The 25,201-nt window shown below is 46.8% G+C and carries 19 protein-coding genes; 4 read left to right on the top strand and 15 right to left on the bottom strand.

Features of this window, described 5'->3' with window-relative positions; genetic code table 11:
- Positions 1 to 14: 14 nt before the first annotated feature.
- On the top strand, positions 15 to 2,246 hold the full coding sequence (locus F8C67_RS04025) for a patatin-like phospholipase family protein (RefSeq protein ID WP_151666528.1): 2,232 nt from the start codon (positions 15 to 17) through the stop codon (positions 2,244 to 2,246).
- Here the strand turns inward: F8C67_RS04025 and cls are convergent.
- Positions 2,243 to 3,682, bottom strand: a complete 1,440-nt coding sequence (gene cls, locus F8C67_RS04020; RefSeq protein ID WP_151666527.1) for a cardiolipin synthase — start codon at positions 3,680 to 3,682, stop codon at positions 2,243 to 2,245. The two genes, F8C67_RS04025 and cls, sit on opposite strands and share 4 nt — an antisense overlap.
- A 66-nt stretch (positions 3,683 to 3,748) precedes the next feature.
- Here cls and F8C67_RS04015 point away from each other — a divergent pair, with 66 nt between their 5' ends.
- Together F8C67_RS04015 and F8C67_RS04010 are read left to right on the top strand one after the other, a co-directional pair.
- The gene (locus F8C67_RS04015) at positions 3,749 to 4,435 is read left to right on the top strand and encodes a class I SAM-dependent methyltransferase (RefSeq protein ID WP_151666526.1); all 687 of its coding nucleotides are present in this window, start codon (positions 3,749 to 3,751) and stop codon (positions 4,433 to 4,435) included.
- On the top strand, positions 4,432 to 5,094 hold the full coding sequence (locus F8C67_RS04010; protein WP_151666525.1) for a nitroreductase family protein: 663 nt from the start codon (positions 4,432 to 4,434) through the stop codon (positions 5,092 to 5,094). Before F8C67_RS04015 ends, F8C67_RS04010 begins: the two co-directional genes overlap by 4 nt.
- 1 nt (position 5,095) lies before the next feature.
- Here the strand turns inward: F8C67_RS04010 and F8C67_RS04005 are convergent, their stop codons facing one another.
- The 11 genes from F8C67_RS04005 to F8C67_RS03955 all read right to left on the bottom strand — a co-directional run bounded on the left by F8C67_RS04005 (position 5,096) and on the right by F8C67_RS03955 (position 17,252).
- Complete coding sequence (locus tag F8C67_RS04005) at positions 5,096 to 6,202, bottom strand: T9SS type A sorting domain-containing protein (protein ID WP_151666524.1); 1,107 nt, start codon at positions 6,200 to 6,202, stop codon at positions 5,096 to 5,098.
- A gap of 836 nt (positions 6,203 to 7,038) precedes the next feature.
- Positions 7,039 to 8,586, bottom strand: coding sequence for a flotillin family protein (locus tag F8C67_RS04000; RefSeq protein WP_151666523.1), 1,548 nt, complete (start codon positions 8,584 to 8,586; stop codon positions 7,039 to 7,041).
- Positions 8,587 to 8,605: 19 nt separating this feature from the next.
- Positions 8,606 to 9,187: an NfeD family protein gene (locus F8C67_RS03995; RefSeq protein ID WP_151666522.1), complete on the bottom strand. Its 582-nt coding sequence runs from the start codon at positions 9,185 to 9,187 to the stop codon at positions 8,606 to 8,608.
- Positions 9,188 to 9,509: 322 nt separating this feature from the next.
- On the bottom strand, positions 9,510 to 10,703 hold the full coding sequence (locus F8C67_RS03990) for a hypothetical protein (RefSeq protein ID WP_151666521.1): 1,194 nt from the start codon (positions 10,701 to 10,703) through the stop codon (positions 9,510 to 9,512).
- Positions 10,700 to 11,725 (bottom strand): DUF4421 family protein, encoded by a 1,026-nt coding sequence (locus tag F8C67_RS03985; protein WP_151666520.1) that lies wholly within the window; start codon positions 11,723 to 11,725, stop codon positions 10,700 to 10,702. The genes F8C67_RS03990 and F8C67_RS03985 overlap by 4 nt, the downstream gene beginning before the upstream one ends.
- An 18-nt stretch (positions 11,726 to 11,743) precedes the next feature.
- Positions 11,744 to 12,442: an ABC transporter ATP-binding protein gene (locus F8C67_RS03980; RefSeq protein ID WP_151666519.1), complete on the bottom strand. Its 699-nt coding sequence runs from the start codon at positions 12,440 to 12,442 to the stop codon at positions 11,744 to 11,746.
- Positions 12,439 to 13,455, bottom strand: coding sequence for a DUF4421 family protein (locus F8C67_RS03975; RefSeq protein WP_151666518.1), 1,017 nt, complete (start codon positions 13,453 to 13,455; stop codon positions 12,439 to 12,441). The genes F8C67_RS03980 and F8C67_RS03975 overlap by 4 nt, the downstream gene beginning before the upstream one ends.
- Positions 13,452 to 14,687, bottom strand: a complete 1,236-nt coding sequence (locus tag F8C67_RS03970; RefSeq protein ID WP_151666517.1) for an ABC transporter permease — start codon at positions 14,685 to 14,687, stop codon at positions 13,452 to 13,454. The genes F8C67_RS03975 and F8C67_RS03970 overlap by 4 nt, the downstream gene beginning before the upstream one ends.
- A 9-nt stretch (positions 14,688 to 14,696) precedes the next feature.
- Entirely contained in the window at positions 14,697 to 15,908 is a 1,212-nt protein-coding gene (locus F8C67_RS03965) for an ABC transporter permease (RefSeq protein WP_151666516.1), read from the bottom strand.
- An 11-nt stretch (positions 15,909 to 15,919) separates the two neighbouring features.
- Entirely contained in the window at positions 15,920 to 16,669 is a 750-nt protein-coding gene (locus F8C67_RS03960) for an outer membrane lipoprotein-sorting protein (protein WP_151666515.1), read from the bottom strand.
- Positions 16,656 to 17,252, bottom strand: coding sequence for a TetR/AcrR family transcriptional regulator (locus F8C67_RS03955; protein ID WP_151666514.1), 597 nt, complete (start codon positions 17,250 to 17,252; stop codon positions 16,656 to 16,658). The genes F8C67_RS03960 and F8C67_RS03955 overlap by 14 nt, the downstream gene beginning before the upstream one ends.
- Before the next feature lie 190 nt (positions 17,253 to 17,442).
- Here F8C67_RS03955 and F8C67_RS03950 point away from each other — a divergent pair, with 190 nt between their 5' ends.
- The gene (locus tag F8C67_RS03950; protein WP_151666513.1) at positions 17,443 to 17,856 is read left to right on the top strand and encodes a BrxA/BrxB family bacilliredoxin; all 414 of its coding nucleotides are present in this window, start codon (positions 17,443 to 17,445) and stop codon (positions 17,854 to 17,856) included.
- Between the two features lie 305 nt (positions 17,857 to 18,161).
- Here F8C67_RS03950 and F8C67_RS03945 read toward each other — a convergent pair whose 3' ends face one another.
- From F8C67_RS03945 to F8C67_RS03935, 3 genes are all read right to left on the bottom strand, one after another.
- Positions 18,162 to 20,663 carry a T9SS type A sorting domain-containing protein gene (locus F8C67_RS03945; RefSeq protein WP_151666512.1) on the bottom strand — a complete coding sequence of 834 codons (2,502 nt, stop codon included), beginning with the start codon at positions 20,661 to 20,663 and terminating at the stop codon, positions 18,162 to 18,164.
- Positions 20,664 to 20,693: 30 nt separating this feature from the next.
- Positions 20,694 to 23,669, bottom strand: coding sequence for a T9SS type A sorting domain-containing protein (locus F8C67_RS03940; RefSeq protein WP_151666511.1), 2,976 nt, complete (start codon positions 23,667 to 23,669; stop codon positions 20,694 to 20,696).
- 148 nt (positions 23,670 to 23,817) lie between these two features.
- Complete coding sequence (locus tag F8C67_RS03935; RefSeq protein WP_151666510.1) at positions 23,818 to 25,188, bottom strand: T9SS type A sorting domain-containing protein; 1,371 nt, start codon at positions 25,186 to 25,188, stop codon at positions 23,818 to 23,820.
- Between the last annotated feature and the right edge of the window lie 13 nt (positions 25,189 to 25,201).

The following is a 25,201-nucleotide window of genomic DNA, read 5'->3' as shown; positions in this document are numbered from 1 at the left end:
CAAACTGACTATACATGACCTTGAGAAGAATACTATTCGTTTTCGGGATATTCCTCATCTCTGGATTATCTCTATCTGCACAGGATCGCCCAAAAGTTGGACTCGTGCTCAGCGGCGGTGGGGCCAAAGGCTTCGCTCATATAGGCGTACTTGAAATCCTCGATTCATTAGGGATTCCGGTTGACATGGTTGGCGGCACCTCCATGGGCTCCATCATGGGTGGATTGTACGCCATCGGGCATAGTCCAAATGATCTTGCGGACATTGTTACCAACACGAACTGGACCTTCATTACGAACCCGAATCCAGAACGAAAGTATCTTTCGGCCTACGATAAGAACACCGACGAACGATACATTCTCACCCTCAACGTAACTAGACATGGGCTGGTAATTCCATCGGGGTTGAACCCTGGGGAACAGATTATTAACCTACTGAGCGATTACACAATTGGCTATCACGACGAGCTCGATTACACCACGGACCTCCCTATCCCTTTCGTGTGTATTGCCACCGATCTAAATACAGGTCAGGAAATGGTTATGCGCGAAGGTGTTCTTCCCTTGAGCATGCGCGCAAGCATGAGTATCCCATCGTTGTTCAATCCATTTCGATACAGGAATAAATACTTGATTGACGGGGGAACCGTAAACAACTTCCCTGCGGATCACATCGCCGATCTTGGTGCAGATATCATTATTGGCGTTGACGTACAAACCACCTTCGCAGATTCGCTTTCGAACCCTACTTTCTTGAAGGTTTTGGAGAAAACGAGCATGTATGTAAACGCCATGACCACAAAAAATAGGGAGAACCTTTGTGATCTAATTATCCATCCAGATATGACGGGCTTCGGCGTAACCTCTTTTGATGATGCAGCCGCCATCATAGAATCAGGTCGGCAAGCCGCTAGACTCCACATGGATAAACTTCTGGCTATTAGAGAACAACTGGGAGGTCCACAACCCAAGCCAATGGAACCGTACTTAGCTCCATCTAAAATCCGAATTGATGACTTGGAGGTTAAGGGAATCTACGATACCAGAGAATCGATTTTGAGAGGTAATCTCGGGTTTGAAATTGGAGATACCGTAACCTTCGATGAAATTGATGAAGCCATGCTGCGCTTACACGGCACGAGACTTTACAGCTTGGCGAATTACCGTGCCGTTCAAAGAGGCGAGAATACCGTTCTGGTAGTTACCGTAGTCGAGAAACCAAGTCAAGTGAAAACGCGTGTAGGCCTCCGATACGACAGCGACTTCGAGACCTCCGCTATGATAAACCTGACCTCTAGAAACCAACTCTTTAGCGGGTCATATTTTAGTCTGGATCTAGTTGCCAGTAGCAACCCGAGGCTCACGGCGACCTATCTATGGGACTATGGTAATCTGCCCGGTTTTGGAATGGACCTCCGCTATTGGTACTATCAAAGCGACTTACGTCTGTTGGACGTGAACTTAGGTCAGCTCAACACCAGCGATTTTAGAGCGAGAGCTTATTTCACGAAATCTGTTAAAAGATCGACCTACTTTAAGCTGGGTGCCGGCTATCACGAGGTTGGACTATCAAGCCCGGTAACATCATTGGAAAACGTGCTGGATTCCGAGGATGCATCACTTAAAAACCTAGAGATCTTCTTCTCGGGCACATATGACGATCGGAATCGCTCCAACTATCCTACGAGTGGAGCATTTTTGGAGCTGGAAGCGATGGCCTATGCTACCACAGACAGAAGTCTAGATGAACTTCCATTGTGTGTCGATTTGAACTATGAGCACAACATCCCCCTATCCGATAAACTCACATTGAGGAACACGATGTATCTCAATGCCAACATGTTTACACCAGCTGCTTCGTATCCTTACATGGCAAATTTTGGAGGGTACGGACAAAACTACATCAACAACAACATCAAGTTTTACGGATATCACTTCTCGTCCTTCACCTTGGCTTACAACAGTGCAGACAGGGAAGCGCTCTTCTTTGGAAACCATTCCGTAATGGAGCGCATAGACTTCCAGTATGAGCTATTCAAAAATCAATTCATACTAGCTGGAATCAATGGCGCCTATGTAGTGCAGGACATCACACAACCTTTCGATGATCACATTGCCACGGCCATTGGCGGATTTGCCTTCGAATACGGTTTAAATACATTGATTGGTCCAATTTCCGTTGCCGCACACAAGAGCACGGAACGCAACGATTGGCAATTGTATTTGAACGTCGGGTTCTGGTTTTAGAGCAGCGGAGCAACCAATCTGGCCAAGCTTTCAGAAATACGTCTCCGCCACACCCGACGCTCCCAACGCTCCAAGGTAATTTGCCTGCATTCCTTTAGGTCTGTGTAGAAATCGTTTCGCAATTGTTCGGTCACCTCCGGGTCATACATCATTGCATTGATTTCGAAATTGATATCGAAAGAGCGATAGTCCATGTTTGACGTGCCGACCGTACAAAGACGATCATCAACAACCATAGTTTTGGCGTGTATGAAACCTTTCTCGTACAGATACACTTCTACCCCGGCAGATAAGAGTTGTTTCACGTAACTCAGTACAGCGGCTTGTACAACTCGGTTGTCGGACTTTGCGGGTAAAATAATCTTAACCTTCACACCGCTTAAAGCTGCGGTTTGAATGGCAAGTAAAATCTCATCGTTGGGAATGAGGTAAGGTGTGGTGATAAGAACCTCTTCGCGAGCTGAATTAATGGCCGCGAAAAAGGCACCCATGATATTGGACCAATCCGAATCTGGACCTGATGCTGCGATTTGCATCAAGCTCACATCCTCAACATCTGTTTCTGGGAAATAATGCGGATTGATTTCTGGATCGTGTTCGGTGACAAACTTCCACATCAGGAAGAAATTCATCTGAAGAGATTTGACGGCATCTCCCTCAATCTTCAAATGGGTATCACGCCAATGGCGGCCTCTTTCAATATCATTCGTGTATCTAAATGAAAGGTTGATGCCTCCAAGGAAACCGACTTTTCCGTCGATGATCAAAATTTTACGGTGATCGCGGTAATTTGCTCTGCTGGTTAAGATTGGGAAGAGAACCGGCATGAAGGGACGGACCTCTATTCCCGCTTCCTGCATGGGTTTTAGAAACCTCTTCTTCAACCCTGAAGAGCCTACGTCGTCATATATAAACCGGACCTCTACACCTCTCTTCGCCTTGTCAATCAATGCGTCGCGGAACTTCCTTCCCACCTCATCATCTTCTACAATGTAATATTCTACATGAATATGATGCGTTGCCTCAGTAATGCACTTTAGCATCTCAGGGAACGCCTCTTCTCCATTTCGAAGCAGGGTGGGCTTGTTTCGAAAAGTGATGATGGATTTGTCGCTGTTGTACAAAACCTTAACCACCTTCAGCTTCTCCTCAAGGAAATTGCTCGCCACATCCTCAACCTCGCGAATAGATTTCATGAGCTTATCTTCCCACTCGCGCACCCAAATGTTATCTCGAACTCCCTTCCGTGAAAAAAGCTTTCGCTTGCGGTGATTTTGCCCAAACATGAGGTAAAAGACCAACCCTCCCACCGGCACGAGATAGATGACGAGTACCCATCCGGCGGTCTTCATCGGATTCCGATTTTCCATCAGAATTCCAATGGCGATAACGGTTACCAGTACGTAATACGCAATGAGGAGAATGTCATACCACATATTTAAAGATACTCAGAATTCCAGGGGATTGATAGATAGTCCGAAGCCTTTTACGAACTTGTGGTCATGTCTGGTCTATTTCAGAAACTAAAGTCGTCACTAAAGAAGCTAAAAGGCGATCCCTATAGAGGGTTGAGCACGGTGGAACGGTTCGAGAAAATCTATCATTCAAATGACTGGAATGACGATGAATCCGTATCGGGACCAGGTTCCAACATGGAGCAAACTCAGGAAGTGATTCGGATAATCAATAGCGTCATTGCAGAGTATGCTATCGAGCGAATTGTAGATATACCGTGTGGCGATTTTGGATGGATGAACCAAGTGAACCTCGCGGGTGCCACGTATGTTGGGGGCGACATTGTGAAAGACTTAATCAATCGAAACATTTCGAACTACGGTCACCGTCGAGACCTTACCTTCGAATTTTTGGACCTCCTTATCGATCCCATCCCAGAGGCTGATCTGTTGCTTGTACGAGACTGTCTGGTTCATCTAAGCCATGCACAAGTCAAGCTCGCATTAGATAACATACGGCGATCTAACGTAAAATATCTTTTGACAACTTCGTTTGTGGAGGTTGACAAAAACACGGACATCCACACTGGAGATTGGAGGCCATTAAACCTCACTTTACCGCCGTTCAACCTGCCGAATCCGACTGCGGTATACAACGAGAAATGTACAGAGAACGGAGGCAAATATGCTGACAAATCTTTGGTTTTGTGGGATATAGCTAAACTTAGAACATGAGTGATTTTCCGACCATAAAGTATCAGCCAAGAGAGCTGAATGAGAACACGATAAGTGAACGCGTGCGAGCGCATTATGAGATGATGGATGCCCGTCGCAGTGTTCGGAATATTAGCGACAAGGCCGTTCCGAGAGATGTGATAGAAAATCTCATTCGCATTGCGAGCTCTGCGCCTTCAGGGGCTCACAAACAGCCATGGCATTTTGTCGCAGTTTCGGACGCTGGGTTGAAATCGAAAATCAGAGAAGCGGCGGAAGAAGAAGAGAAGTCGTTTTACGAAACTCGGGCTCCTCAAGAATGGTTAGATGACTTGGCCCCACTTGGAACGGATTGGAGAAAAGAATTCTTGACCAAATCCCCTTGGTTGATCATTGTTTTTAAGAAGGTTTACGACAATCATCCCGAGGGGAGAAAAAAGAACTATTACGTTCAAGAGTCGGTTGGGATCGCCTGTGGCTTCCTGCTCCAGGCTATTCACGAGGCGGGTTTGGTAAGTCTAACCCACACGCCAAGTCCGATGAACTTCTTGAGTGAAATTCTCGAAAGACCTGAAAATGAGAAGCCCTTTCTGTTGATTCCGGTTGGCTACCCAGAGGAGGGTGCCGAAGTTCCGGATATCAAGAGAAAGGACCTCTCTGAAGTATCTACCTTTCGGTAATCTATTCGATTGTAATTCTGATAGTTTGATTCGCCGCTCGCAGTAGGTATACTCCACTTGGCAATGCTGAAACGTCTAGACGAGCGCTTTCAGTAGCTTCGAATTCTCGCTCAATAACCACCTGGCCATTGAGGTTCAATACTTGTACGGCACCATCTACATTACCCATCAATTCGATAACATCGTATGCTGGGTTCGGGTAAACAACGAGTGGAAGCGCCGCGCTTTCATCCACACTGATGTTTGACGTTCTATAGAACGTAGGAGTCCCTTGTTGTCCGTCGATCTCCGAATACTCATATGCCGAATAGTTGAGGCCTTTGGTGTAGAATGCCATTCTGTTAAAGCGGATGGTATCGTTCTGTGTAAACCCGAATTGTTGCGCGAGTACGGGATTCATAGGCGCACCATTGAAGTACGCTGAATCTACTCGGATACCGGTTGTTTGAACCAAGATGGCGTCCATGCTCTCGCCAGTAGGAAGAATGATGGTTCCCCACCCCTTCACGGTGTCGTGTAATACTACGTCTTGACGAAGTGCGATGGTATCTCCGTACCAGGCAGCAGACTCCACGGTGATGGTAAATGGTACCCAAATATGAAAGTTACTGGTCCAGTTATCTCCCATTGTAGCCGGGAACTGAAGGATCTTCGCATCGTAATTAAAGATGGTATCAAGGGTTTTGATGGTATCATTCATGTCGCCAGTCAAGTTCCCAATACTAAAACTCTTTCCTTCAATCTCGAACCCTACTTCTGAATACGAGTTTCCATTCACACCATAATAGGTATAGAACTCATCTAGAAAGAGGCCATTTCCCAGGTTTGCAGGTATGTCAATTCGTCCTTGTGCATTTGGGTGGTTAGGATCGCTTACCGATTCGAGGACATAGTCCAGGTTAGCTCCGCCAAACAGACCTGATTGATCCCAAGTCATATTAGTGCCGGGGGTGACGGTTGAGTTCCCTGCTGCTACCACTTGCAGGTAAGCGGTATCTGCTCCGACAGGAAGGCGAAAATCATAACTTTCAATTGTGATCTGTCCAAATGATGCGAGAGGCATCAAAGCGAGTGCAAAAACAGAGATGCTGAGTAGTGTTTTTTTCATGGCTGGTAGAATTATTTGCTTCAAAGGTGCAGTGGAAGTTAAGAATATGGAAGGAGAATGGAGTGAAGTTGGGAAAAATGGGAGTGAAAGGGTTCCGCCTAGCGGCGGAAAAGGATGCTGCGCATAAAACAATTCAATTCCATTTGAATTGTAAGACTCCCAGCTTTCAGCTGTGAGTAAGGCCCGCTATTCGCGGACAAGAAGGCTATAGTCTACAAATCATTCGTTGCGCATAACCCCCATCTTTAAAGGGCAAACTTCACGATTTAATGCAAAAATATACCTCGAAGCCAAAAGCTCCGAGGCATATCATATTCACGTTGGCTTTTACATAAAACATCTTGCGCGAAGCGCACTTATGCGCAGCATCTTGCACAAAGTGCCTTGCCGCAGGCATTGCGCGAAGCGCCCTTATGCGCAGCATCTTGCACGAAGTGCCTTGCCACCGGCCTTGCGCGAAGCGCCCTTATGCACAGCATCTTGCACAAAGTGCCTTGCCACAAGCCTTGCGCGAAGCGCCCTTATGCACAGCATCTTGCACAAAGTGCCTTGCCACAAGCCTTGCGCGAAGCGCCCTTATGCACAGCATCTTGCACAAAGTGCCTTGCCGTAGGCATTGCGCGAAGCGCCCTTATCCGCAGCATCTTACACGAAGTGCCTTGCCACAAGCCTTGCACGAAGCGCCCTTATGCACAGCATCTTGCACGAAGTGCCTTGCCGCAGGCATTGCGCGAAGCGCCCTTATGCGCAGCATCTTGCACGAAGTGCCTTGCCGCAGGCATTGCGCGAAGCGCACTTATGCGCAGCATCTTGCACGAAGTGCATTGCCGCAGGCCTTACTTCTCCCCCATCTCATCCTCCACCTCAACATCACTCACAAAGTCGTCCTGCTTAGGTGCTTCTTTGCCCATGAATTCTGGGAGGTTCATGCCGGCCATTTCGAACATATCCTTTAGAGGAGGGACGCTCTTGTAGAGGTTTGACATGAAGTTCGCGGTTGAGCTGCTGTCGCCTTTACCGCCGCCTGCGCTATCCCAAACAGTAACCTTATCAATCTTGATATTCTTGATAGCTTCTGCTTGAAGTTTAACGAGTTCAGGGAGTTTATCCGCTACGAGGAGCATAACGGCATCCTTCGGATCGTTGCCAGCTGCTTGTACGAGTCTTTCTAGACCTTCAGCTTGCTTGGTTAGAGTTTCGAAGATACCACGAGCTTCAGCTTCGAGCTTCGCATAAATGGCATCTGCTTCACCTTTCGCAAGCTCACGCTTCTGTTCTGCGTCGGCCTGAGCCTCAATGATGAGCTTCTCTTTCTGAATTTCTGCGCTTACAACCACGTTCGCTTTTTGCGAAGCGCGTTCTCTTTCGGCACGAGCAACTTCGGCAGTTCGTTCAGCCTCATAGGCTTCTTCGAGTGCTTTGGCCGATTGTACTTTCTCTGCTGCTGTCGCTTTTCTCAGCGCCTCGGCTTCTCTTTCCCTACGAGCTGAATCTGATTGGGCGATTTGTACTCTAGAAACGTTTTCCCCCTCAACAGCGGTTGCATTCGCTTCTGCTGTTTTAATACGGGTGTCTCTATCTGCATTCACCTTACCGATGCTCTCATCACGAGTCGCCTCGGCAATGAGAATTTCACGGTCTTTATTGGCTACAGCAACGTTTGAATCTCGGTCACGAATCATCTCAGCAACGCGGATATCACGCTCCTTATCTGCTTCTGTCTTACCTACCTCACCAAAACGCTCTTGTTCTGCAACACGCACTTTTGCGTCGTTGATTGCCTTCGCAGCAGCCTCTTTACCGAGGGCTTCGATATAGCCAGACTCATCTTTAATATCGGTAACGTTTACGTTGATGAGCTTCAAACCAATCTTCTTAAGCTCGGCTTCTACGTTGGCAGCAACGTTGGCCAAGAACTTATCTCTGTTGTTGTTGATTTCCTCGATGTCCATAGTAGCAACAACGAGACGAAGCTGACCAAAGATGATGTCTTTTGCGAGGTCATGTACTTCTTGGCGACCCAAACCGAGGAGGCGCTCAGCTGCGTTGTTCATCGTTCCTGGCTCGGTAGAAATTGCAACCGTAAATCGCGAAGGAACATCCACACGGATGTTCTGGCGGCTCAGGGCGTTTGTAAGGCCAACCTCCAACGAAAGTGGCGTGAGATCCATAAACGCATAATCCTGAATGATAGGCCATACGAAGGCCGCACCACCATGGATACATCTTGCAGAAAGCGAACCTTCGGCATTGCTGCCTACTTTACCGTAAACGACAAGAATTCTGTCGGACGGACAACGCTTATAGCGACGAAGTAAGAGGGAAATAATCGCGAAAATGGCGAGTACACCGCCTACAATCGCAATGAGAATAAAGTTATTCATCTAGGAGAGCAATTTGGAGTTAATTAAGTTTTTGAACAACGAGTATGTTTCCTGGCTTCACGTCTGTAACCTCAACGGTTGCACCAGTTGGAAGATCTTCACTTTGCGTAGTAACCGCAGAAAGCTCATGGGTACTTCCTTGGATCGGAATCTGCACTTTTCCTGTACCTGCGCCATTAGCCTTAATGGGCAAATACACCGTGCCTACCTTTCCAATGGCGTTGCTGATTTTCATTGAGCCGTCCTGCTTCAGGCTTCCAATCTTTTTCATCAACCAGGCCATGATAAATACCATGAGGGCTCCGGCTAACGTGGCCCAGAGAATAGTCACCCATTCGCTATTGCCTTCAGTATAAACACCTAAGCCAACCCAACCGAACATCATGAAGAAGGTTACTGCATTTCGGAAGGTGAAAAATTGATATCCCACGCCTGTGTCGGTATCGACGAACTCATCGGAATCACCAAAGGCAGATTCCGTATCACCCATCAACAAGGCACTTGCCATTTGCAAGACAAACAAAAGGGAACTAATGAGAGCGAGAACCCATAAAACTTGGGCGAAACTGTCGTACGACGCCCACCATTCTGAGAAATCCATAGAGAGAATTATTAGAAAGGGAAGATAGGGGTTTCTCGCAAAATCACTAGAGGCAAAAACGCAAAAAATAAATAACGTCCTATCCCATGCCCGGCACGGGCTAAAGCACCGAGCCTATTGCTGGGAATTCAGAGCCTGCCCGACTACCGGCGGGCGAACCACATCCGATGATCCACCAAGCTCATCCCATAATATCCTCGGGAAACCCCACCATATCCCATGCCCGGCACGCGCTAAAGCACCGTGCCTATTGCTGGGAATTCAGAGCCTGCCCGACTACCGGCGGGCGAACCACATCCCATGATCCACCACGTTGTCCCCCTCAAAAAGACCACTTCAACCTCGCGAACAAAGCCGAATTAAAAAGCGCAATTGAATTCGAATCTCCGGTCGGACGTACCGTAAAAATTTGAGCAATCAACATCGCGTCCCAATCATTTGAGATACTGTATGTAACACCAGGAACAAAGGCGGCTTGATCGAAGTTGTGGGATTGAAACCACGCCAGATTCACGTTCCATATTGGATTTATGGGATACGATGCGCTCACCATAATGGTATGTCGGTATGGAAAGATGTTTTTCGAACTCAACCGAGCTTGCCTCAAGCTAAGCTGATCTGCGATAGTTGGATTCAGCTCACCCATTCCGTTATAGAGGTAGCTCACCATTCCGTAAATGCCGGATGAAAACATGTAATCAAGTCCGACTGACGCGGTAAAATTGTTTTCACTTTGGGTCGAATCTGTGCTGTAATAATAAGCGGCTTCTCCCTTGAAGCCCGCTCCGCCTAAACTTCCAGCCCAGCCTCCTCCAAGAACTACGTCGTAGTAAGTATAGCCTATCAATGCTTGATAATCGTAGCCGTTCGCGTTCGACTTATAAATCAAGCCCGCCGTGCTTCGCTCAAGTTGCTCAAAGTTGGGAGAGAAGGCCAACTCGAGCGAACTGAAGCCATCGCCCAAGTAGTATTGTGCAAAGACTGCATCCGCGCCAGGCCTTTCCTCATAATCGAAATCGAAATAGTTGTATTGATTGAAGATGTCGTTCGGGTTGAAGACATCGTGTATGCCCCAATTAATTCTTTGGCGCCCAATTCTGAGGGTGAAGTTCTTTTGTCTAAATGTGAAGTTCAAGCGGTCAATTTCCGTGTGAAAGAGAACATCCCCATCAGTCCATAGCCAACGCATATCCACCAAGCCCGGATCTTCGCGAAGGGACTCAATGAACGCAGGTTGAGAAGCCGTGTATCCGTAAAAAAGTCGGTTTCTGATTCCGGCCTCAAAGGCATAGCTCCCACGATCTGTCTTGTTCGCCCAATTGATATTTAGTCGGTTATGGATGACCTGATCGGTATACGATTTTGGCAGAAATCCTTGAAACTCGGGAGGTAAAACCCCCTCATTGATGAAAGTTTGCGAGGGCAAGTATTTCAAGTACCCTCCAAATTGCCAATTCTGACCTAGTGCGAAGAGAGAAATCGCACTAGCAAATAGCGTATATACTACTCGTTTCATGAGTCACTTGATAAACCGAACCTGCCCAAGAATTTACTCTTCGGCATATTGATGCGGTACCCGATATTGAATCGGATGTACGTGTGTAAGTTGTTGTAAAAATCGCCCCTAACTGGCTTCGTGAGCATGTAAGCATTTGCGGCTATGCCTCCGTACCACCTGTCGTGGTGATAAGATAGAATAGCCCTCCCTTCAGCCATGGCGGCCAATTCGAAATCGATGCCTCGGTTTGTGCCATTAACCTCTTCTACCACTCCATATGTACCTGCAATTCCGGGAGCGAACATCAATCCAAAAGACCAGCGGTCCCAAAAAGCCCAAGAGTACGTGTATCCCACATTTATGGCTCCGTTCACGGTCTCATAGCCCGACACATTCCTGATCTCGTAATAGTCAATTACTCCCTCTACCGGAACGATAGATGTGTCTGAGAAGATGTGGTCATAACCCAATGAAACCCCCATCAGCCAGCTGCCTGCAGAACGGCGTTGCTCCTGACTCTGCCAGAGCATTGCGCGGTGGGAATAGGTTTTTTCATTAAATCCATAGTAGACGTTCCCATAAAGTGTGCGTGAACGCAAGTCTGGAATCAAAGGATAATTGTCATTCTCCGCAAACCAATTGGGTGCGAAAGACTCTGGGTTGGCAATGTGATAGCCGCGGTATTGCTCGTAAAAGATTCTGGCCCACCAGTGGTCACCAGTGTACCCAACCGCCAATCCTAAGTTGTTGGTGGAACCCTTCTGCTCATTCGAATACGTGAGTGGACCGAGCTTTGTGGTTGCCCAAACGTTCAACCACTTATAGCTAAACATGACTCCATAAGTGGGCAATCCGTTGTTGGAGGACAAACGGAGCGCTCCCCCTCGCCGGCCAAAGATGGTAATGTTATTTGCCTTGGCCTCCATGGCAAAACTCAAGTTGCCATAGTCCCGGAAATCTCTGATGTACGTGGTATCCTGCTGCGCCTTTAGCGATAGGCAGCCTAGCAGAAATGTAGCACATAGGAGACTCAGCTTCATGGTTTGGTTTGGGAGAGTTTAACTGCGGATTTCGTCCGTAATCACTTTACCATCCTCTAATGTAATGACTCTTTTCGCCTTATCAATGACTCTTTGGTCGTGAGTCGCAAAAACAAAAGTCATTTGTTCTTCTTCATTCAACCGAGCCATAATGTCCAACAGATTAGATGTAGAATGGCTGTCGAGATTGGCTGTCGGCTCATCTGCAATAATGAAATTCGGCTTTGACGCTAACGCTCTAGCCACGGCCACACGCTGTTGCTGACCACCGGAAAGCTGCGCTGGCTTATCGCCTTCCCTTCCTTCGAGTCCCACATTCTTAAGCAGTTGTCGAGCTCTTTGCGAACGCTCCTCCTTGCTCTTGCCTTGCAGTTGCATGATGAACGAAGTGTTCTCCTCGGCCGAAAGAACCGGCAAAAGGTTATAGGCTTGAAACACAAATCCGATGTGTTTCAAGCGAAAATCAATGAGGTCGCCTTCGCTCAAAGAGCCGATGGATACCTCTTGAACGTATACGTCGCCCGAGGTCGGTCGATCTAGACCACCAATCATGTTGAGCAGCGTGGTTTTACCGCATCCAGAAGGGCCTACAATTGCCGTAAACTCGCCTTTTTCTATGGAAAGTGAGATTCCATCAACAGCATGTACTGCTACGGCATCCGCGTTGTAGGTTTTGCGGAGGTTCTCAACTTTAACAACGGTTTCTGTTGATTTCATAGTCCTACTTTTTCAAGTGCGTTTGTAACTTTCTTTGGTAATGTGAATCGGTAACCGAGATAGAATCGGTTGTATACGTTGTGATTGGCCAAGGGATTTAGATCCGAGCTCAAATCTGAAGTTGAATAGGAAATGGCACTATATCCGAAATACCATTTGTCACCATTGTATCCAACTACAAACCTGCCCTCACTGGAGAATGCCAAGTTTGAATCATAGGAGGTGACTTCATCCGTTACTTGATCTAAGCTCGAAGCCCAGATCGTCCCGATACCAGGCGTGAGCCCAAGGTGGATGAACCACTTTTTGCTATTGCTCAGCACAAAGGTGTATTGGTAGCCTCCATTCAAAGTAAAAACGGTTGCACCAACTCCTCGGACGTCCTTTATTCTGTCGAAGTTCTCCTCCTGTGCCTGAGGCACAAAGCTGCTATCGCCAATCACGGCGCTAATTCCAAATGTTGCGCCGGCCACCCATGACCCCGCACTCTTTTCCTGCCTTTCCAACTGCCATAAACTGGCCATACTGGAGTAGTTTTCATTGTTGAAGACCCAATAGAATGAGGCAAAGTATCGGAAAGTGGAGATGTCTGGACGATACGGATAACTTCCAGCACTATCGAGGTACCCAAACTGCAAGAGATCAGGAGTGGTCAGGTGGTAACCATCATAGGACTCCAGAAAATTTCTGAAGTACCACTTCGGCATGGTAAAGCCAAAGCCAATCCCGAAGTTCTCCGTGTGGCCATATAGTCCGTCGGTATTCGCAGAATTGAGTCTTTTCGTATACTCGAATGTGAGCCACTTGTAATCAATTCCAAACCCAAAACCTGTGATTGGTGCAGTGCTGTACTCTAGCGTTTGCCCAATAGAATTGGTGAAATCGAAGCGCTCCGACTTTGTGTTTAGTACGGAAGTTACGACGAGGTTATCTCGGAAGCTCGTAATGTTCTCACGTTGCGCGAAAAGCATGGTGCTGAGCAGAAATAGTGCTATGAATATCCCCTTTCTCATACGCTTCTGATGGCCTGAACTGGGTTAAGACGAATCGACTTGTAGGCAGGGTAAAGCGAAAAGAGCAACGTCATTACAACGACAATCACCGCAATCCCCAAATAGTATTCTGGAACTGCAGATGGGTACACGATGGCATCCATTCCATAAGCGTTCAATCCTTCGCCTACGGAGCTTAAATCGAAGCCGTTCACGCCGCTCCAAATCAATGAAAGATGTCCAACCAGTATTCCAATAGGTGCGCCTACTGCCCCCAGAAAAATCGTTTCAATCATCACCATAAAAAAGGTGCGCCTTTTGTTCATCCCTACGGCCATGAGCATTCCTAGCTCACGGCGACGTTCGAGAATGGCCATGAGCATCGTATTCAAGATTCCAAAGCTTATCGCCATGATGATAATTCCAATGAAGATGTATAAGCTCGTAGCCATCATATCGTCTGCGTATCCCAGCTCCGGCGATACTTCCTTCCACGACATCACCTCGGCGTTTGGAAAAGCTGAACTGAGTTCACCTGCCCAAACAATCGCCTGTTCTTTTGAACTTATTTTATAAACGATTTCGTGCGCTGCGCTTGGATCAACACCAATCAAGCCGGCCATATCTTCTCGTCTGATTAGAATGGTAGACTTATCATATTGTGAGGATACAGTCTTGAAAATACCTCCCACTCGGAAAAGGGCTTGGGTGGCATATCCTGAAACGTCTTGAAGTGTAACTTGAAACTTGCTCCCCACTTCCAGTTTCAACTCTTCCGCTAGGGATTCGCCAACATAGGCTCGCGGAACACGGCGAGATTCGGGCAAGAATTCGCCCTCAATCAAACGGGTTTGCAAGTCGTAAACAAGGGTATCCATGGCAGGATCTACGCCCTGAACTTGAACACCGAGTGCACCATAACTCGAGGCGGCCATTCCCGTTTCAACAAGTCTAGAAGCATGAGCAACGTATCCGGGAATTTCCTGACTCTTTGCTATGACCTCTTCGAGATTGGGGATCAGCAACTCAACGGAGCGCTCATCTTCCCATCCGTTGGCATGAACTTGAGCGAAACCGACATACGTTGACAAGGCGGAATCGGTGCGTTGGTCATTCATCCCCACACTGAAGCCCGCTAAGAAAATACAGGCCCAAATGCCCATGGTCATAGCGAGTACAACAACACCGCTTCTCACCTTATTTCTCCAAAGGTTCCTCCAGGCGATTGTTACAATTATCTGTAGTGTTTTCATCACATTGAATTAAGAACGCATGGCATTAACAGGCTGAATTCTCTTGATGGACACAAGCGAATACAAGGAAATCCCCAAGGTCAACACAAGTAAAATGGCCCCGTGAGTTAACGGTATTGACCAATCGATTGAAGCCGGCATGGAGGGTTCCATGCCCATTTCTCGGAGTGCCTCCATCGCTTGGCCCGTGAACTGAATTGGATTGAAGTGGAAATACAAGGTGAGTGGTCGGGTGAGGACAACGGCTAGCAATACGCCTAGTACGGCGAGAGCCGACGCTTCCAATAAGGCGAGGCGCATGAGCTGACCTCTGCGCATACCGAGACCTATGAGCATTCCATATTCTCGCTTTCGTTCTGCAGCCAGCATGATGAATGTGCCGAGCAAACTGAAGCCAACTACAATGTAAAGCACACCGGCCATGAGAATTCCTCCTGCAGAATCCGCTTGAATGGATTGCACAAGCTCGGGAAGCATGTCTTGCCAATTCATGACTTCCAGCTCACCCTTGTTGAGTGCTTCGCGAATCTTGGATTCTACTTCGTACAGGTCAGCATCCGGTTCGGTATTGATGGCATAGGCTGTTATTCGATTGTCGGCCGCGAATACATATTGCGCCATCTTAAGGTTGATGAAGGCCGTATTCTGATTGAGCATTGGGCTCGACAGGCTTACAATCCCTTCGATGGGAAGGAGAGCATTTGCGCTTTGCCCGTGGTAGCCCTGCCCCAAGAACACGAGCGAGTCGCCGACTTCCACTTTAAGATATTCGGCGAGATCCGAGCCAATCACGGCCCCGTACTCTGGTCGGCCTGTACCTGCCACTACGCGCTCTTCCAGTTCGAGTTGTGCTTCGTAGTCGGGGTTAAAACCTTCTACTTGCACACCTCTCGTTTTGAGTCCGTAGCTCAGTAGACTAAAGCCTGTTATTCGCGGAGACACACCGCTTACCCCCTTCTGTTGAAGAATGGTTTCACGAATAGATTCGGACTCTTCGAAGCTGTTATCGATAATTTTCTCGTCCCAATATCCGTCTTGATGAACCTGTAGAAATCCGGTATAGGTCCCAACGGTATTGCGAACCATATTGTCATAGGCTCCCGTTTGTAGTGAGCGCATGGCAATCACAAAGAAACCTGCAAATGCAACGGCAAATACGGTGATGAGCGTTCGCCGACGGTTCCTCCACAAATTTCTCCAGGCTAGTCTTAAGTATAGCATAGTGAACGTGTTTAACGTACCCGTTTCATGTTTTGCACTGAGAAGAAGTTGTCGTCGAACTCTACTCCAAACTCTAGGCTTTCATATACCATTTCGGTGTATTCACCTTCGGCGTCTTGTGGTGTCATTCGAATTCTTGCGGGAAGCTTTCTATCGCCGAACTCTTTAGTGTCGAACCCTTCTAAGGTTTGAACTAATGCTTCATCTTCATCGTAAAACTCAACCTTCCACTGGAGGTAATCCTCAACCGTGATGTAACTGATGAGCTTCCCCCAAACTACAGGGGCATCGTCATTTGGTATACTTTCAATCTTGTAGCACTCCACTCCACGGATGGTTTCTTTGCCCAATAAGGTGTGTGTATAATCCTTTACCATGGAGGATTCGCGCACGAGATCGTCATTGTTAAAATCGGAACCCATCCAACTCTGGCTCATCATGCTTGGGGGCATTTTAACCTGTCGGTTGATGGTTGGTACGTAGTTCCACATTTCGCGCTCGCGTTTTAAGAAGACGGTCCCGCGATCACGGGCAGGAGCCTTAATGAGGATGAGGCTGTAATCGCTTCCCTCGCTCCACGATTCGGCTGTGATGTTTCGCTCCCACGTAGGGCGAACGATATTGATGCTCATTACGGCGTGGCTCGACTCTCCTCGGAGGTTCTGCTCGCTTTTTCGGATAATCTCATCAACATCTTGCGCGAGAGCTACTGTGCTCAATGACAGTGCGGCAATTACGGCGGTAAGTTTATTCAGTTTCATCGATATGGATATTGTATTCTAGTTTCAATCTATTGATCATTTGTTGCAGTGGGTACTCGTCACCCAAGGCCAGGAAACCCATAGAAATGCCATCCATTTTGGCACCGAAGTACATGGCCTCTTCGGCAGCATTTTCGTAGCCCAAAGCTTCGAATAAAGGCTTCACTTGAAGGATCTTGCCTTCTCGGAGTTGGTGAATGTGCTCGCTCAATCCTTCCATCACGTCTTCTTGTAGTGCGAGGTGAATAAGGAGTCGTACCCAACCTGGACTCTGCTTCATGAAAATGAGCGAGAAATCGATGATGGTGTTCAGTGTATCTACAGGCGATGAATTCTCATCTTCTTGCAACCAAACATCGGCGGTTTCGGCGATGAGATTGTCGAAAACGGCTTTTAAGACATCTTCTTTACTTTCAAAGTGATGGTATATCAAGCCCTTTGAAATTCCCGCTTCCTTGGCGATGGCCGCCATACTCGTTTTGCTGAAGCCATCTAATGCAAATAGCTCAAAAGCCGCATTCAGAATGGCTTTTCTGCTTTGCGTTCGAATTACTTCGTTCTGTTCTTTTGTCCGTGGTGACATTTTATATTGACTTAACGGTCAGTCAAAAATAATACAAAAAGTATTTCCCTTGTAAGTTGTGATGAAAAAATTTGATGTTGAGGTATTTACGGATAATATAGAGTGGGTCGATTAAAAGTTGAACAGAGAGATGGGTTGCTTGGTTATAGGGGTAATACTGTTGTACTTTTGCTTTAAATAATCATTGACTATGTATCCAGAAGATCTCATCGCCCCGATGCGTCAGGAGTTGACCGCTGTAGGTTTCAACGAGGCACGCACTGCTGAAGAGGTAGATAAATATCTTGCCAACGAAGGCACCACGCTAGTAGTAATCAACTCGGTATGTGGATGTGCGGCAGGAAGTGCTCGTCCAGCTGTACGCATGGCGTTAAACGACACAGACAAGAAGCCAACTCAACTTGTAACGGCTTTTGCGGGTAACGACGTTGACGGTGTTAACCGTGCTCGTACGTTGATGGCTCCATTCCCTCCATCATCGCCATCTATGGCGTTGTTCAAGAATGGCGAGCTCGTACACATGATTGAGCGTCACCATATTGAAGGTCGCACTGCAGACATGATTGCAGAAAACCTTAAAGGTGCGTTTGCGGAGCATTGCTAAGCGGCGATCAAACGAAGAACGAAACGGCTGGGAGAAATCCTGGCCGTTTTTTGTTTTACGGTGCGTGTTTCTCCCGCCGGCTGGCGGGCAAGCTGCAAAATCGCAAAGGGCAAAACCGCAAACGAACAAACGTCGTTGTTCTCCCGTCGGCTGGCGTGAGAACCAAGTCACGCTCATCCCCCGCGTTCTCTCCCCACCACGTATATCCCTCTTATTCTCTGCGAGAGAATTTTCCACGCAAACACACCACAAAAAAAGCCCCGACGTTTCCGTCGAGGCTTTCCCCTTAATCTGTTCGAATCACATTAGCGAATCACAAACTTCGTGGTGTTTGTTTCGCCTTTGTCGTTAGTAAGAACAAGCATATAGATGCCGTTGTTCAAACCGTCGCGCTCGATTACAAGCTCGTTTGAAGCGTTGTCGATTGAGCGTACAACACGACCTGAAAGATCGATGATGTGTCCGTTGAATGTTCCTTCTGGAAGTTCAATCACTGACCTATCCTTCATAGGGTTGGGATAAACTTGAGGGAACGCGTTTCCAGGGTTATCGTTTTCAGCAACTGAAATCCCTGTAGCTGTATTCCTGTAAAGCTGTGTATATCTCACGTAGAAGTTAGACTGATAGGCATATACACCCGCGTAGAATATGTCATCATCTGTGTCGCCATCAAAATCTGCCGCCACACCAACAGCTCCGGAATTGTTAGCCGTACGAATTCCTGTATTGGGTTCAAGTGTGAAGGTGAAGTTTCCAGCACCGTCATTTAAGTGGACTTCACCTGATTCGACGATGTCTGGAAAGCCATCGTGATTCGCATCGCAGATAATGATCTGATACATAGGTCCGAATCGGTTTCTGTAGGAAAAGGTTCCATTTCCGAGGTTTTCGTAAATCGTCGCATTAGGCGTTGAACTACGGCTGGAGAAGATGTCCAACAATCCATCCCCATTGAAGTCCACCAATTCACAAAAGGCTAGAAAATACGTAGTTGTGAATGGGACTGGCATAGATGTGAATACCCCTTGTCCATTGTTCAAGTAAATATTGTTACCCGGGCCTCCGGTAATGATCAGGTCAATGTCTCCATCTAAATCAAGGTCACCTGAAGCTAATGTAGGTCTCCATGTAGGTGGAATACCAATATTTTGAGCCGAGGTAAATTGGCCAGTTCCGTCATTCAAATAGAGTGCGGTTAGAGCATCATCATCATTCCATGCACCGGTCACAAAAATGTCCAAATCAGAATCTCCATCCGCATCAAAAACCTCAATCTTTGCTAATTGGAATATGTCGGCCAGACTTGTGGGAGTGCCCGAGAAATCACCTGTGCCGTCATTCCAAAAGATTTTTGTCGCACCCCAAGAACCAGCATAAACGATGTCTTCATGCCCATCGTTATTAAAATCGCCAGTTGCAATATCTCCAAAAGTACTCGCAAAGTGATCTAAACCTTGTGATGTTGGGAATTCTCCGCTGCCAGAATTGTAGTATACACGAGTGGAATCGCTATTCATTATGACGATGTCCAAGGAGCCATCGCCATCAAAATCGGCTACGGCTTGATCAATCGCGATGATAGAGCCGAATGATGAGAGAGACGAGTAATAGAACTTATGATCGACGGTGCCATGGTACAAAGACCACGGACCATTCTTGCTGCCGACGATGACGTCTAAGTTTCCGTCGCCATTCAAATCTTCCATCACCGCTGCTGAGTGGTCTGCGTAGTGATTTGGCTTTAAATCTAGTTCATGTCCATCGGTCAACGAAAAGCTTCCATCACCGAAATTCTCATATAGCATGTAGTGTGTGGTCACGCCTTGGCGATTTCTTCCAGTAATGAACAAGTCTTCATCACCGTCATTATCCCTATCGTACACATGCATAACTGGAAGAATGAAGCCTTGAGGATAGATGTTCGACTTCACTGTAAATTGACTTATTGAATCTTGAAGCAAGAGCACGCCAGAAGGAGCATCACCTACGTAGAGGATATCCATGAGACTGTCGCCATCGAAGTTCGCACATACGATACTGCAATCTTCAATAAACGTTGCTTGTGGAATTGTAAAGGCCGAAAACGTCCAGTTCGAGTCGTTATAAACCACCTGAAGTTGACCGTTTGACGTCCCCGGCACTTTGCCCATGTAAACGATATCGAGGTGATTGTCGTAATCAATGTCTGCAATCTCAATATCGCTAGCGACTAAGCTTGGAAGCGAAACGTTAGTACGGATTGAAAAGAATGCGCTTCCGTTATTTTGATAAACACTTACAGCGGATGATGTTGAAATAACTAAATCTAAGTCACCATCATTGTCTAAATCGCCAAACTCCGCATTCTTGACATTGGTAGGAAGCGCTCCCGAATTTGCAAGCGTGAAGTTGCCGCTCCCATCATTTAGACGAACCTCTGTAATATATTGTCCATTTGCTTGCCTTCCCGACATGAAGATGTCTAAATCAGAGTCAGAATCAAGATCGACAAATCGCAGTGCTACTGGAATTATCCCGGGAAGCCCTTGACCGGGAAGTGTATCGTAACTGTCTGATCCATTGTACATGTATATTTCCGTGTGGCGAAGGTTTGACCCTGCCTCTCCAGCAATAATCAAGTCTATATTTCCATCACCGTCAATGTCGCCCGCATCTATCTTCGAATAGGAAAGATGAGACAATTCGAATTTCACTTGCTCATGTGGACCGAAACTATCCATGAGTTCGAAGTTCACGCCTTGAGCGTGGGCATTTAGTGTTCCCACGGCTATCATAGCTGTGAGTAAGAGTGTAATGCGTTTTATCATAATTGAGAGATTAAGGATTCAAACTTTGTATTAGCGGGTTAAAATAACCCTATGCGTTTCTCGCAATCCAGACTTCCGGTCAGACAAGTGAAGGATATACACCCCCACCTCTGATGTTACAAAGAGAATGCTGTTCGAACTTGGTTCCACTGCCCCTCGCTGGATTAGAGAGCCTCGGATATCATAGATTTCATAAGTACATTCTTCGTCCAATCCTTCGATTAGGATTTTTCCATTCGTCGGGTTCGGAGAAACAATCAATTGATTTGCAGCATATTCTGTGTTCCCAACATAGTTAAACTGAACACATTCGGAAGTATCGGAACAAATTCCGTTGCTGACCACCAAGGCATACTGACCTGTTCTTGCGGGAGTGAAAGAACGCAATGTATCACCGATAAGGGGAGTAATTACACTATCACATGCCAACCATTGATACGAATCAAAGCTTCCTATAGAAGATAGGCCCGTATCGGGGTGCAACTGGATTTCCGCTTCAACACCTTCATATGTGAATTCCAATGACTCAGAAACATAACAACCATTGCTATTGAAGTAGGCGTACGTGTAGGTTCCACTCTCAAAATAAGTACAACCTGTTACAGGCCATTCGTAGGGTTCACAGACCGAAATCTGGGTGACCGTATTCGACGTTGAACATGACCTGTTCTCTAATACGGCTCCAATCTCAATGCTCTGTGCAATATCTCTACCGGCTTGGACAATATCTTGATCTCCATCATTGTCCGTATCCATAAACCAGCTATTATGTACAAACTCTATGTCGACGAATCCACCAGGACTGAATGTTCCTGTACCATCATTTATATGTACGTCGCGGATGTAGGTTCTCGTAGGGTCAAAGTAACCGATATGAAGGAGGTCTAAATCACCATCTAAATCAACGTCCGCAGTATCCAGAGTTCCCCATTCTAGAACAGGCAAGTTTGATGAATAATGCGCGGAATAGTAGCCAATTGAATCTTGAAGAATCACATGGCACAATCCTCCACCCGTGCCGCCATTTAGGTCACCGATAAGCACAACATCTAGTAGACCATTTCCATCGAAATCTCCAATGGCGCTTTCCGCATTGGAGGCTGGCACGGACGGAAACGAAAAGGCTGTGTCAACGGTAAATGCAAAGGAATCTTGAAGGTATAAATAGGCCTCTCCTGTATATGCCAATCTACTTGATACAAATACATCGAGCTTTCCGTCTAGGTTGAAGTCTGCATACTGGACCTCAGCATCCAAACGATCGATGATTGGAGCATTAACGGTTGTAGCTTTCGAGAATACACCTGAACCGTCATTCAATAAGAATGTAAGTTCAAATGGATTATTAAAGCCTACCTTCTCGAAATAGCAGATATCCATGTGACCATCCAGATTGACATCTTCAAGGTGTAAGTCGCCTTCATAATCATATAAGGCGTAATCAATAGGATTGGAGTAAACGCCGATAGAAGACGTTCCAAGGAATACGCCGAGTCTATCATTACCCGTACGAATGGATGCAACAAGATCTTGATAACCATCTCCATTAAAGTCAGCGGCCCATACTTCATCAACGACGTGCGAGATGTTTGTGGTTGCTTCAGAGAAAGTATTATCCTGATTGTTCAGGTATATCGATACGGAATGATGATTTGGAAGAACTTGCTTGGATAGAATAAAATCCATGTATCCATCCCCATTGAAATCGGCAACGGACTTATGCGCAGCGTATTTGCTATCGAACTGTGTTCCGATGGCTAGGGAAAACGTTCCATCTTGGTTGTTCATGTACTGACGAGTAATTCTGCCAGCATTTGCGGAAACATGAGGCGTTCTGTAGTTTCCTGATGAGAAGAAATCTAAATCTCCATCATGGTCAATATCATGCATTGCCGAGATCCCTTGTTCAAGAGCATCTAATCCAATATTAGGTAAAGGGGACCATCCTGTAGGGGTCTGTTCTAAGGCGAAGGCTTCGTCATTCCAATAATCGACATGACCTCGAACAACAATATCATTTAAGGCATCTCCTGTTACCTCAACGATATATATTTCACCACTTTCCAGGCCCGTTAAATTTGGAATGGACAACTCCGTGAAAGAGTTGCCGAAGTTGCTGGTGTACACAGAGGTTCTAGAATCGCCATTATGATCGAGTCCAAGAACTGCCAAATCGAGATATGCATCACCATTCACGTCTCCGAACTTCACATCTGCTCTTTCCAGCGGGTTATTGCTTTGCGGCGATTCGGCAGGCCACATGAAGTGGGTCATTTCCGAAAAGCTGAAATTCCCTTGATTAAGGTAAAGCTTGAGGGAGGGTGAGCCATTGACTTCACCTACGATGACTATATCGTTGTCGCCATCCGCGTCAAAATCCGCAACATCGATAGCACCGCGATAGTGCGGGGTTAGACTGTTTGTGAGTTCTGTGAAGTTGCCACTTGCACTTCCGGAATAAAGCTTGAATACGGTGTTTCCTCCATTTTGATTTTGAGCACCTGTGATCAGGACGTCTTTTTCACCGTCACCATTTAGATCTTCGACAAATACCGTTGCGCCATATAAAACTGGGAAAGTGGTTGAAGTATCGAGATCGAAGTAACCGAACCCATCATTCAAATAGAGTTCAGCAGAAACGCCATTCACAAGGTTACAGACGAGAAGGTCTATGTCTCCGTCATTGTCGACATCCCAAGTAAAATGAGGTCTTCCCCAAGCGTCAGGTAAACATTGATACGGCCCTTCTCCTAGACCTCCATTTCCGTCATTAAGGTATATGGTGGTTGCAAAAGTGAGGTTATATCCTTCCCCTTGACCAGAGATTACGGCATCATCAAAACCGTCCCCATTGAAATCACCGAAGCCAAAACCACTCACTTTGGGAGTAGCAAATCTAGAGAGGGGTTCTCCAGAAGGTGATACTTTCCCGAATGTACGTTGTTGAGCGTGAAGTGTAGATCCTAGAAGTAATACTATAGAGCTGCACAATAAGATCCTGAGCATGAGAGAAGAGTTTCGCCAAAAATAGCAATCTAAACTGTCATTGAAGGGGAGTCATTCAAAAATGTTAGACGGTTTAAATCAATGAGGCACAACAAAAAAAGCCCCGACGTTTCCGTCGAGGCTTTCCCCTTAATCTGTTCGAATCACATTAGCGAATCACAAACTTCGTGGTGTTTGTTTCGCCTTTGTCGTTAGTAAGAACAAGCATATAGATGCCGTTGTTCAAACCGTCGCGCTCGATTACAAGCTCGTTTGAAGCGTTGTCGATTGAGCGTACAACACGACCTGAAAGATCGATGATGTGTCCGTTGAATGTTCCTTCTGGAAGTTCAACAGTTGCGCGGTCAGTCATCGGGTTAGGGTTAAGGAAGATGGTTTCGTTAGAGAACTCATCTACGCTTACACCACCCTGAATACCGTTACACGTGTTGAAAGCAAACTCAACGATTACATCGTTTCCGTCCATCGGACGCATGAGGTAGCGGTTGTCAGAGAAAGAACCGTTGTCTACACCACATCCACCGATGTCAGAGAAGTCAGCACTTTCTTCGATTGTACCTGTACTATCTGGAGTACCGTTGGTAAACTTCCAGTAAATTTCTGGTGGGCAGAAGTTAGGAACTACTACTTCGTATACTCCGTCGCCATCTGGATCGAGCATCTCGAGTGCTCCAGCTTGCCACTGAGTGAAATCACCAATGATGAATACTTTTCCGTCTGGAGCAGGAACTTCTGCGTTCATGTCAACACGGAATGTTACTGTTGCCGGATCAGGAATTGGAGTACATGCCCCGTAAGCGAAAGCACCGTAGCAACGAACCGCCAAAATGGTATCTGTTCCGAATTCAAATACGCGGTTTGCACCACCTTCTGAAGAACCCCAATCAGAGTTGATACGACACTTACCCTGGAAGCTTGCAAGTCCAGAAGCAATGTCAACCTGAACCGGAAGGTCCAAGTAAGTCACTTCGTAAATCAAGTCACCGTCAGGGTCAGCCATTGTGTCTCCACTCCAGCCGTTAGGCTCGCCAGCGAAATCAACGATGTCACCTGCAGATGGATCGAATCCACATACCGTGCTCATGTCAATTTGAATAGTCACATCCAAAGTGTCCGCATACGTAGAAGGACATAATCCAGGTGTAACAACGTCATAACAGAAAGTGTCAAGCTGTACCGCTCCACCACTCACGGTGAATGTTCGGTTAGCAACACTCTCCCATCCTCCGGCATTCGCCAGATACTTGTACTGGTAACTTCCATCTGGCAAGTTCGCAGTGAACGTCCAAATACCATCCATGTCAGGATCAGAAGCAACAACGGCTGAATCGGGATTTCCGACACCGTCGTTCCAGTTTGTGTAGAGTCCAGATGCGTCCGCCGCAGCGAAATCACCTGCAATGATTGCAGAGTCCGCGCCTGACGCGTTCAAGTCAACTGCAAAGTCAACAGCATACGTCTGCGCCATAGCGAAGGCCGAACTGCCCATCAACAATGCAAAAGCGTAAAGTTTTTTCATAGCCTAAAAGTTG

This window comes from Phaeocystidibacter luteus (assembly GCF_008933115.1).
Taxonomy (GTDB): domain Bacteria; phylum Bacteroidota; class Bacteroidia; order Flavobacteriales; family Schleiferiaceae; genus Phaeocystidibacter; species Phaeocystidibacter luteus.
Note: the sequence above shows the minus strand (reverse complement) of the source record. Positions and strands in the feature narration are given on the sequence as shown.

Bases quoted from the DNA above. Each gene is read 5' to 3' on its own strand.
- F8C67_RS04025 (WP_151666528.1), top strand. From the start codon at position 15: ATGACCTTGAGAAGAATACTATTCGTTTTCGGGATATTCCTCATCTCT.
- cls (WP_151666527.1), bottom strand. From the start codon at position 3,682: ATGTGGTATGACATTCTCCTCATTGCGTATTACGTACTGGTAACCGTT.
- F8C67_RS04015 (WP_151666526.1), top strand. From the start codon at position 3,749: ATGTCTGGTCTATTTCAGAAACTAAAGTCGTCACTAAAGAAGCTAAAA.
- F8C67_RS04010 (WP_151666525.1), top strand. From the start codon at position 4,432: ATGAGTGATTTTCCGACCATAAAGTATCAGCCAAGAGAGCTGAATGAG.
- F8C67_RS04005 (WP_151666524.1), bottom strand. From the start codon at position 6,202: ATGAAAAAAACACTACTCAGCATCTCTGTTTTTGCACTCGCTTTGATG.
- F8C67_RS04000 (WP_151666523.1), bottom strand. From the start codon at position 8,586: ATGAATAACTTTATTCTCATTGCGATTGTAGGCGGTGTACTCGCCATT.
- F8C67_RS03995 (WP_151666522.1), bottom strand. From the start codon at position 9,187: ATGGATTTCTCAGAATGGTGGGCGTCGTACGACAGTTTCGCCCAAGTT.
- F8C67_RS03990 (WP_151666521.1), bottom strand. From the start codon at position 10,703: ATGAAACGAGTAGTATATACGCTATTTGCTAGTGCGATTTCTCTCTTC.
- F8C67_RS03985 (WP_151666520.1), bottom strand. From the start codon at position 11,725: ATGAAGCTGAGTCTCCTATGTGCTACATTTCTGCTAGGCTGCCTATCG.
- F8C67_RS03980 (WP_151666519.1), bottom strand. From the start codon at position 12,442: ATGAAATCAACAGAAACCGTTGTTAAAGTTGAGAACCTCCGCAAAACC.
- F8C67_RS03975 (WP_151666518.1), bottom strand. From the start codon at position 13,455: ATGAGAAAGGGGATATTCATAGCACTATTTCTGCTCAGCACCATGCTT.
- F8C67_RS03970 (WP_151666517.1), bottom strand. From the start codon at position 14,687: ATGAAAACACTACAGATAATTGTAACAATCGCCTGGAGGAACCTTTGG.
- F8C67_RS03965 (WP_151666516.1), bottom strand. From the start codon at position 15,908: ATGCTATACTTAAGACTAGCCTGGAGAAATTTGTGGAGGAACCGTCGG.
- F8C67_RS03960 (WP_151666515.1), bottom strand. From the start codon at position 16,669: ATGAAACTGAATAAACTTACCGCCGTAATTGCCGCACTGTCATTGAGC.
- F8C67_RS03955 (WP_151666514.1), bottom strand. From the start codon at position 17,252: ATGTCACCACGGACAAAAGAACAGAACGAAGTAATTCGAACGCAAAGC.
- F8C67_RS03950 (WP_151666513.1), top strand. From the start codon at position 17,443: ATGTATCCAGAAGATCTCATCGCCCCGATGCGTCAGGAGTTGACCGCT.
- F8C67_RS03945 (WP_151666512.1), bottom strand. From the start codon at position 20,663: ATGATAAAACGCATTACACTCTTACTCACAGCTATGATAGCCGTGGGA.
- F8C67_RS03940 (WP_151666511.1), bottom strand. From the start codon at position 23,669: ATGCTCAGGATCTTATTGTGCAGCTCTATAGTATTACTTCTAGGATCT.
- F8C67_RS03935 (WP_151666510.1), bottom strand. From the start codon at position 25,188: ATGAAAAAACTTTACGCTTTTGCATTGTTGATGGGCAGTTCGGCCTTC.